The sequence below is a fragment of the Burkholderia sp. HAN2018 genome (assembly GCF_024704855.1).
Classification (GTDB): Bacteria; Pseudomonadota; Gammaproteobacteria; order Burkholderiales; family Burkholderiaceae; genus Burkholderia; species Burkholderia cepacia.
In genome coordinates this window covers 23,071-30,750 of the sequence record NZ_QOBB01000069.1, presented here as the reverse complement: position 1 = coordinate 30,750, position 7,680 = coordinate 23,071, and the positions used below count along the sequence as shown (strand labels likewise).

At 63.5% G+C, this 7,680-nt stretch carries 9 protein-coding genes; 5 read left to right on the top strand and 4 right to left on the bottom strand.

Features of this window, described 5'->3' with window-relative positions:
* The 4 genes from DPV74_RS19070 to DPV74_RS19055 form a co-directional block, all read left to right on the top strand.
* Positions 1-525: hypothetical protein (locus DPV74_RS19070; protein WP_162923087.1), on the top strand; the 525-nt coding region annotated here is incomplete at its 5' end.
* A gap of 4 nt (positions 526-529) precedes the next feature.
* The gene (locus DPV74_RS19065; protein WP_059696478.1) at positions 530-1,171 is read left to right on the top strand and encodes a DUF2589 domain-containing protein; all 642 of its coding nucleotides are present in this window, start codon (positions 530-532) and stop codon (positions 1,169-1,171) included.
* Entirely contained in the window at positions 1,168-1,407 is a 240-nt protein-coding gene (locus tag DPV74_RS19060; protein WP_027791314.1) for a hypothetical protein, read from the top strand. The genes DPV74_RS19065 and DPV74_RS19060 overlap by 4 nt, the downstream gene beginning before the upstream one ends.
* Before the next feature lie 235 nt (positions 1,408-1,642).
* The gene (locus DPV74_RS19055) at positions 1,643-2,794 is read left to right on the top strand and encodes an acyltransferase (protein ID WP_119337769.1); all 1,152 of its coding nucleotides are present in this window, start codon (positions 1,643-1,645) and stop codon (positions 2,792-2,794) included.
* Between the two features lie 25 nt (positions 2,795-2,819).
* On the opposite strand, the gene DPV74_RS19050 is transcribed toward DPV74_RS19055, so the two are convergent.
* The 3 genes from DPV74_RS19050 to DPV74_RS19040 all read right to left on the bottom strand — a co-directional run bounded on the left by DPV74_RS19050 (position 2,820) and on the right by DPV74_RS19040 (position 4,541).
* Positions 2,820-3,638 (bottom strand): multidrug ABC transporter ATPase, encoded by an 819-nt coding sequence (locus DPV74_RS19050; RefSeq protein WP_119337768.1) that lies wholly within the window; start codon positions 3,636-3,638, stop codon positions 2,820-2,822.
* Positions 3,639-3,750: 112 nt separating this feature from the next.
* Entirely contained in the window at positions 3,751-4,152 is a 402-nt protein-coding gene (locus tag DPV74_RS19045) for a hypothetical protein (RefSeq protein ID WP_119337765.1), read from the bottom strand.
* An 8-nt stretch (positions 4,153-4,160) separates the two neighbouring features.
* Positions 4,161-4,541 carry a hypothetical protein gene (locus DPV74_RS19040; protein ID WP_119337764.1) on the bottom strand — a complete coding sequence of 127 codons (381 nt, stop codon included), beginning with the start codon at positions 4,539-4,541 and terminating at the stop codon, positions 4,161-4,163.
* 337 nt (positions 4,542-4,878) lie between these two features.
* Between DPV74_RS19040 and DPV74_RS19035 the strand changes: the two genes are divergently transcribed.
* Entirely contained in the window at positions 4,879-6,216 is a 1,338-nt protein-coding gene (locus DPV74_RS19035; RefSeq protein WP_119337763.1) for a hypothetical protein, read from the top strand.
* Positions 6,217-6,355: 139 nt separating this feature from the next.
* Here DPV74_RS19035 and DPV74_RS19030 read toward each other — a convergent pair whose 3' ends face one another.
* Positions 6,356-7,675, bottom strand: a complete 1,320-nt coding sequence (locus DPV74_RS19030; RefSeq protein WP_119337762.1) for an MFS transporter — start codon at positions 7,673-7,675, stop codon at positions 6,356-6,358.
* Positions 7,676-7,680: the final 5 nt, after the last annotated feature.

The window sequence follows — 7,680 nt, the reverse complement described above, 5'->3', positions numbered from 1 at the left end:
CGCGTGCGCGGCGCGCGCGGTGCGGCCGGTGGGGGCGCCGATCCGGCGCACGACCGGATCGACGCGTTGCGTTCGTCCCGCGTCGTGCGCGAGCTGGGCGGCAACCTGCACGCGTTGCTCGGCGACGCACTGACGCAGGCCATGCGCGGCACGCCGCCGACGCGCGATGCGCTGCGTGCGGGCCTGCTCGACGTGCTTCACGCATCGCTGGACGACGGCCTGGCGGACGTGTTCGACGCGCACGAGCGCGCGGATGCGGGACACACGTCGTTCGAGGGGACAGTCGACGCGAGCTGGGACGCGTTGCGCGGGCTGATCGAAGCGGCGGCCGAGCGGCAGCGCGGGATCCAGGCGGAGACCGCACGCGTGCCGTCGCTCGCGGTGACGCTGGACCCGGCCGCGCTGCAGGGTATTCCATCCGAATTCGTGCAGACGCTGACGCTGCGCGCGAAGCTGCGCAACTACAAGTGGGTGCTCGTCGGCGAAGGCGGCCGCGAGCGCGACGAACTGGTTGTCACGGAGTGATGCCATGACCGATTCCATCAGCCCCGTCGTCGATCTGCAGTACCTGTTCGCCGCGCCGATCGAGGCCGTGATCGAGGCGGACTTCATGGCCGCGCGCCAGTTCGTCCGGTACGTCCGCGAGTTCGGCTTCGTGCGGAAGCCGTCCACCGGCTGCGAGCCGAGGGAGCTGGACGACAGCGACTTCGGCGAACTGCGGATGATCACGTTCTTCTATGAACAGGTGCTCGGCAAGGACAAGACCGAATGGCGCCGCGTGCAGGTTCCGGTGCTGTCATTGATCCCGCTGCCGCTGCTCGAAGTGAAGACCGCGACATTCGATTTCGGCGTGCGCCTGCTGCTTGCCGAGCGCGTGAAGGCGTCGTGCGCGATCCCGCTGCTGCCCGGCGATGCGGACGATGCCGCGCCGCGCCAGTATCGCTGGAGCGCCATGCTCGCACGCGGCCGGCCCGAGGCCGGCGGCCAGACGCGCGAGGACGTGTCGCCGTTTCTCGAGGCGAACATCGGCGCGAAGGTCGAGGTCGGGCAGGCCGGCATCCCCGCCGGTATCGGCAACCTGCTGGCGCTGCTGGGCATGAATACCCAGGTCGGCGGCGCGGGCACCCAGGCCACCGGCGAAGGTGGCGATCACTCCAGGAGGGAGTCATGAAGACGAGCGAGAAGATGCTGAACGACGCACCGGGTTTCATGTGCCCGGTCTGCACGCGCGGGCGGGTGAAGTTGTCGCTGGCGGATTTTCTCGGCAACAGCGAGGTCCGCTGCCCGATGTGCGGCACGCCGTTCCAGATGGACAAGACGGGCTGCGCGGAACTGGTGGATCGGCTGCAGGATCTCCAGGTCGCGCAGCAGAACGTCCGGCTGCTGGAGAAGAAAGCCGACCGGTGAACGCGCCGCCGCGATCTTGCCGCGTCCCGTTGATCGTTGCGCCGCAGCAGGCGGCCGGCGCTGCGCCGCCCGCCCCGGACGTCCAGCCGGGGCGGCTTGTATTGGGGGGGGGGCGGGATTTTTGAAGTAATTTCATTCGGATATTTTTCATACAAAATCCCGGCGGCATATCGGCGTGCCGAAGCGGGGCAGCGCCGGTCTGCTGCCCATCCACCGTGCCGACGGAAACCAGCCGATGAACCATCGCGTCACGCAGTTGACCGGATTGCGCGCCGTCGCGGTGGCGATGGTCGTGGTCGGACACGCCGAGCACGTGCTGCCCGGCGGCTACACGGGCTGGTACGCGCCGTTGCGACTGATCGCCGACGGCCGGCTCGGTGTGCTGATCTTCTTCGTCCTCAGCGGCTTCCTGATCACCAACGTGTTGCGCGCCGAATTCGCGCGCACGGGCGGCATCGCGCTGACGTCGTTCTACGTGCGTCGCGCGCTGCGGATCTGGCCGGCCTGCTATGTCTATCTCGCGGCGGTCGCGATCGTGGCCTTCGCCGGCTGGTTCGACGTCGACCGCCGGCAGTGGCTGTATGCGGCGCTGCACCTGTGGAACTACTCGGCGTGGTTCGGGCTGACCGGCGACAACACGTTGCATCCCGACGGTGCGTGGTATCTCGGCCATTTCTGGTCGCTCGCGCTCGAGGAACAGTTCTACTGGTTCTGGCCGCTGCTGTTCGTGTACGGCATGCGCCGCGGCGGTACGCGCTGGCTGGTCGCGCTGATCCTGGTCGTGCCGCTCGTGCGCGCCGTCACGTACTTCGTGGCGCCCGCGCTGCGCGGGCAGCTCGGGATGATGCTTCACACGGGCGTCGATCCGATCCTGATCGGTTGTTATGCGTCGCTCAACCGCGAACGGCTCGAAGCGTGGATTCGCTCGTGGCGCGGCGGGACGCGCATCGTGACGGCGATCATCGTGGTCGTGCTGATCGGCGGCCCGCTCGCCGAACACCGGTTCGGTGGCTTCTGGAATGCGACGTACGGCGTGACGCTCGAGGCGGCGCTGATCGCGATCGTGATCGTCGTGCTGAATTTCCGCAGCGAATTCTGGTGTGCGCGATGGTTGCGTGCGCAGCCTGTCGTGTTCGTCGGCACGATCTCGTTCAGCCTCTATCTGTGGCAGCAGCCGTTCGCGAATCCGGATCTGCCGGTTGCGCATGCGTTTCCGCTTGGGATCGTGTGGGCGCTGATGGCGGCGACGGCCAGTTATTTCCTTGTCGAGAAACCGTTCCTGCGGCTGAAGGATCGGTATACGGCGCGTGAGATGCGGCGGGGGCGGGAGGAAGCGCGGCTCAGGCCGGCGTCGGGCGAGGCGATCGGGGCGAAGGTGGTGGAGTAGGCGGGCGGGGTGGCCCGCTGTCGTTTTACTTGAAGCGCTTCATCGCGGCCGGCGAATACCAGAAGTTCCGGAACATATCGATCCCGTAGGTCTTGCCGTCGTAGTGGACGGTCGTCCGTGCGGTGCGCTTGCCCGTATCCGAGTATTCGCGGTCCTTGCGCTGCGACTTGGTGATGTGTGCGGTGATCGACAGGTCTGCGAAGCCGTGGCTCGAAGTTTTCTCGACGGCGATCGTCATACGGGCATCTTCGCTGGTCGCGTCGCCGACGCCGGGGCCGCAGGCTTCACCTTCGACGCTGACCCATCCGGAGAGATTGGTGCCGAACACCGGACGGATGCGGTTGCCTTCGCGCACCCAAAGCGTCAACTCGTCGCTGGCGTCTGCATCGGGGCAACTCGCCCCGCGAGCGCTGCTCGTGAATACGACGCCGAACGCGCGCACGTCAGGCGACAGCCGGTAGGGTGCCGTGTCGATGCGATAGCTGTTCTCGCCGACCTCCGTCGCGGCATCTTCTTCGATTTGCGATTTTTCGGCCGCAACAACCTTGCCGCCTTCAACGAGCGCGACGACCTGCAACTTGCTGCTTTCGTCCGGGTTCCTGCTTTTCGGCAGCGAATCGAACGCGACGGCCGCGATCGTCGTTCCGGGCGCATTCGGCATGACCTTGCAGGCCGCCGCGACGACGAGCCGATCCGCGTCACGTGTGGCGATGCGGGCGCTCGCGACGCCAGCCCAGCGGGCGACGGCAGTGACAGTGTCGTCGTCGCAAGGCTGGCTGTCGGCGGCGTGAACGATGGGGGAGGCGGCGAGCGCCAGCAACGGGGCGAAATGGAGGATTCTCACGGTCATGATGGAAAGAGGTTCTTCATTTATGTCGTGTATGTCGCTTACCGACGGCGGATTCAACCCGTCGATGCAACGAATTGATGAACTCGCTCAGCCGGTGTATCGAAGTCTAGCGTCCCGCGGACGGTTCGTTGAGCCGCCTGGCTACAGCGTTGAGCTTCGCCTGCGAACAGGCCAAATAACCGTTGGCCTTGAGTGCGTGCTGCAGCTCGGCCAAGCGTGCCTGATATGCGGAACGATCGATATGCCACTGTTGTATCTCGCAGAGACCGAAATTGGGATCAATCGTCGCCCAGATTTCAAACACAAGGCAGAACTTCCCGTCATCGCGGATGGCCATTTTGCCGACGATCCCGACTTTCCTGGAACGGGAGACTAAAACCATGCGGTTCGTCTCCGGTTCGCAGCGGACAAGATCCCACCGGCGTTCAATGGTGTCGATCGAGATCATGCCAACACCCTGCTCCACGGTAGGCAGAGTCTTGCCTTCAAATATGCGCCTGGCTTCCATGGTTTCCTTTATTTGGGAATGGGATGGCGGTCCTTCCTGTCATGCAGCAGGGCGTCCGTCAGACATCGATAGATTTCGGGGCCGATCGACGGAAAAATCAAAGGCTGTGTGCTCTCGATCTTCATGAACTTCGCTTCCCATGACCTCCCTTGCCGTGCAAGGTCGTCGGTGCTGAGGTCGAGCGTCGCTCGGGCCTGCGCGAACTTGTGCTCTGCGAAGACGACGTCCGGCAACTGATGTGCCGCAACGCGCTGCAATGCGCACAGGGCAATCACGGTGTTGACATGCATGCGTTCCTCGCTGCGCAGCATGACCGTATCTCGGACTTTGAACCAGCGGGCGCCCTGTGTGTGGCCCATGTCCTCGACGTAGTCCGGCTTCTTGCTCATCGCGCGGCGGACACTGCGGCGCGGCAACTGCGCGTTCAGACGTGCGCAAATTCGAGCATGGATATCGCCAAACTGGAGGCCGATCGCTGCTTGTCCTCCGGATCATCAACGTAGGGCAGTATGGCTGGCAGGTGAGTCTGGATTGTCATTTTTCTGCGTTCCGCCGAAAGCAACGCAAGTGTAGCGCAGGCCCTTTCACGTGGACGACGACGTGCGGACCGTTGCGCGATGACGTATTCAGGATCGCGTATCCGCTGCCGTTATTACCGAATGGGTTTTTTGCACACTCGAATTGCGCCGTGGGCGGCGGCAGCCACCACTCAACAGGACCAACAAGATGAAACAAAACGATTACATCCGGGGGCAAGTCGCGGAATTCGTGACGTGGATGAGTAGGCGTCTGGACGACGACACCTTTAAGCATGCGTATACATCACGCCGTCCCGGGACGCACTGGGCCTGTGAAAACCTGTTTGATGCGTACGAGCGCTATCACTGGACGTATGGCGACCTGTCCGGGTATGGCATTCCTGCCGGCAGTTCGTTCGATTCGAGCCTGCATGCGCTCGAGACACTGCAAAAGGAACTTAATGCGGGGTTGGCCGTCGTCAACAACGAGCGTGTTCACCGCGCGGCGATCGGTGTGATGATTTGGGGTGGTGTCACGAACGGCAACAGGAAATGGCTCAACGACCATAAAAACGAGCTGTGTCACATCATCAGCAGAACGCGTGACGCGATCAACGCGGGCGACACGGAGAATCCGTTGCTTGCAGACGGGGATTTGCGCTTCACGTCGGGTATGAGCAAGGTCTATTCACTGGTATGCGACGACTTCGTAATCTATGACAGCCGCGTGGCGGCTGCGCTGGGGCGAGCGGTCGTGCAGTTCTGCCAGGCGCAGAGCTTGACGGAGGTGCCGGAAGGGCTGGGCCTTGCGTGGGCGCCGGCCAAAAGCGCACCGAACGCAATAAGCCCGCCCGAGCGCTGTGCGGGTCAAGCTCGATTGACTTTCCCCCGGCTGGCCAGCGGGCGAGTCTACGCAAAATGGAACATGCTCGCGAGTTGGCTGCTGACGGCAATTGCCGATCACGAATGCACACGCAGCAGTGCATTCGTGACGCGGATCGAATCCAGAACGCGGCGTCTGCGCGCCCTGGAGGCAGCATTATTCATGGTCGGCTATGACCTGGGCGGCGACAGCGACGCAGGGGGCAGAGCGACGCGGCGGCACGAACCCGTCGGCCCACAGACCCGGGGGCCGACGGTCGGAGAGGCGTATGAATGGATTGAATGTGAGACGCGGAAGCGAGGGCGTCAATTTGAGTATCGCCTCGGGCAGGATGCCATCGATACCCGGAAACCGGGTGGTGGGAGCGTCATCCGTTTTCCGCATTCCGAAATTGACGAAACCCTTCGGAGACTGGCAGCCTATTTCGGCACGGGCCCGTTTCCGTTGTCCAATAGCGCGACGGGCGTCCGTGAGAAAACAGTGCCTTTCGGCCTGGGTACCGCTTACTTTGAGGCGACCCGAAAAAACCCGCCGAATGCGAGCCGCCTGGCGGCCGTGCTCGAAGACATCGGCATATTCGAACCAGCGCCGTTGAAGGACAAACACTGGACCCTCAGAAATAGCCCACCGCATCAGTATGAGAGCAGTGATTCGGACGTTTGACCGACGCCGCTCTTACGGCAAGACGAAGTGGCCTGTGTTGCTGCGCGAGCTGGACCGCGTCGCCCGTTCTTGCCGCCGCTGGAAAAACGAAAGTCCGGCGCGAAGCCGGGGTGACCGACTCGCGCCGATGCAATCGCAATCAGGCCGACGATGCCGCCGACGCGTTGCTGTCCGCGCGGCGACGGTACAGCCCGAGCGTCGCGCACAAGCCGCAGAGCGCGGCGAAGCTCAGCCAGTAGCCGGGTGCGGCCTTGTCGTGCAGAACCTGAATCAGATACGTCGATACCGCCGGCGTAAAGCCGCCGAACAGCGCCGTCGCGAGACTGAACGCCAGCGAGAAACCCGCGACACGCACTTCGACCGGCATCACTTCGGTGAGCGCGGCGACCATCGCGCCGTTATACATGCCGAAGAAGAACGAGAACCACAGCAGCACGATCAGCATGCGCGCAAAGCTCGGCGCATCGGCAAGCCAGGACAGCGCCGGATAAGCCGTGAAGATCGCCAGTACGGAAATGGCGAGCAGCAACGGCTTGCGGCCGATGCGGTCGGAGATCGTGCCGCCGATCGGAAGCCAGATGAAATTCGATGCAGCCACAAGCAGCGTCACGATCAAGCTGTCCGAGGTGGACAGCTTCAGTACCGACTTGCCGAAGGTCGGTGTATAGACCGTGATGAGATAGAAGGTGGTGGTGGTCATGGCCGTCAGCAGCATGCCGCCGATCACGGTGCGCCAGTTGCCGAGCAGCATCGCAAAAATTTCGCGTGCCTGCGGATGATGCCGCCGCGCTTCGAACGCTGTGGTCTCCTGCAGCGAGCGGCGCAACACGAACAGGAACGGCACGATCGCACAGCCGATAAAGAACGGCACGCGCCAGCCCCATGCGGCGATCTGCTGTGCGGACAACCACTCGTTCAGACTGTAACCGATGGCCGCCGCCACGACGATGGCCACCTGCTGGCTCGCCGACTGCCAGCTCGTGTAGAAACCTTTGTTGCCGGGCGTTGCCATTTCCGCAAGATAGACGGATACGCCGCCGAGTTCGGCTCCTGCGGAAAAACCCTGCAACAGACGCCCGAGCAGCACGAGCGCCGGCGCGAGCAGGCCGATGGTCGCGTACCCGGGCACACAGGCAATCAGAATGGTGCCGCTCGCCATGATCGACAGCGTAACGATCAGCCCGGTGCGCCGTCCGACCTTGTCGATATACGCGCCGAGAAAGATCGCACCGAGCGGACGCATCAGAAAGCCCGCGCCGAACACGGCGAAGGTGAGCATCAGCGAGGCGAACTCGCTGGTAGACGGAAAGAAGATCTTCGAGATCGATGTTGCGTAGAAACCGAACAGAAAGAAATCGAACTGTTCGATGAAATTGCCGCTCGTCACACGCAACACGGCGGCGGCCCTTGTCGTGCGCGAAACGCCGGGCGTAGCGGCGATCGGTTCGGTACGGTTCATTGCGT

Excerpts from the sequence above, each read along its gene's own strand:
- DPV74_RS19055 (WP_119337769.1), top strand. The coding sequence starts at position 1,643 with ATGAACCATCGCGTCACGCAGTTGACCGGATTGCGCGCCGTCGCGGTG.
- DPV74_RS19035 (WP_119337763.1), top strand. The coding sequence starts at position 4,879 with ATGAAACAAAACGATTACATCCGGGGGCAAGTCGCGGAATTCGTGACG.
- DPV74_RS19065 (WP_059696478.1), top strand. The coding sequence starts at position 530 with ATGACCGATTCCATCAGCCCCGTCGTCGATCTGCAGTACCTGTTCGCC.
- DPV74_RS19030 (WP_119337762.1), bottom strand. The coding sequence starts at position 7,675 with ATGAACCGTACCGAACCGATCGCCGCTACGCCCGGCGTTTCGCGCACG.
- DPV74_RS19040 (WP_119337764.1), bottom strand. The coding sequence starts at position 4,541 with ATGAGCAAGAAGCCGGACTACGTCGAGGACATGGGCCACACACAGGGC.
- DPV74_RS19045 (WP_119337765.1), bottom strand. The coding sequence starts at position 4,152 with ATGGAAGCCAGGCGCATATTTGAAGGCAAGACTCTGCCTACCGTGGAG.
- DPV74_RS19060 (WP_027791314.1), top strand. The coding sequence starts at position 1,168 with ATGAAGACGAGCGAGAAGATGCTGAACGACGCACCGGGTTTCATGTGC.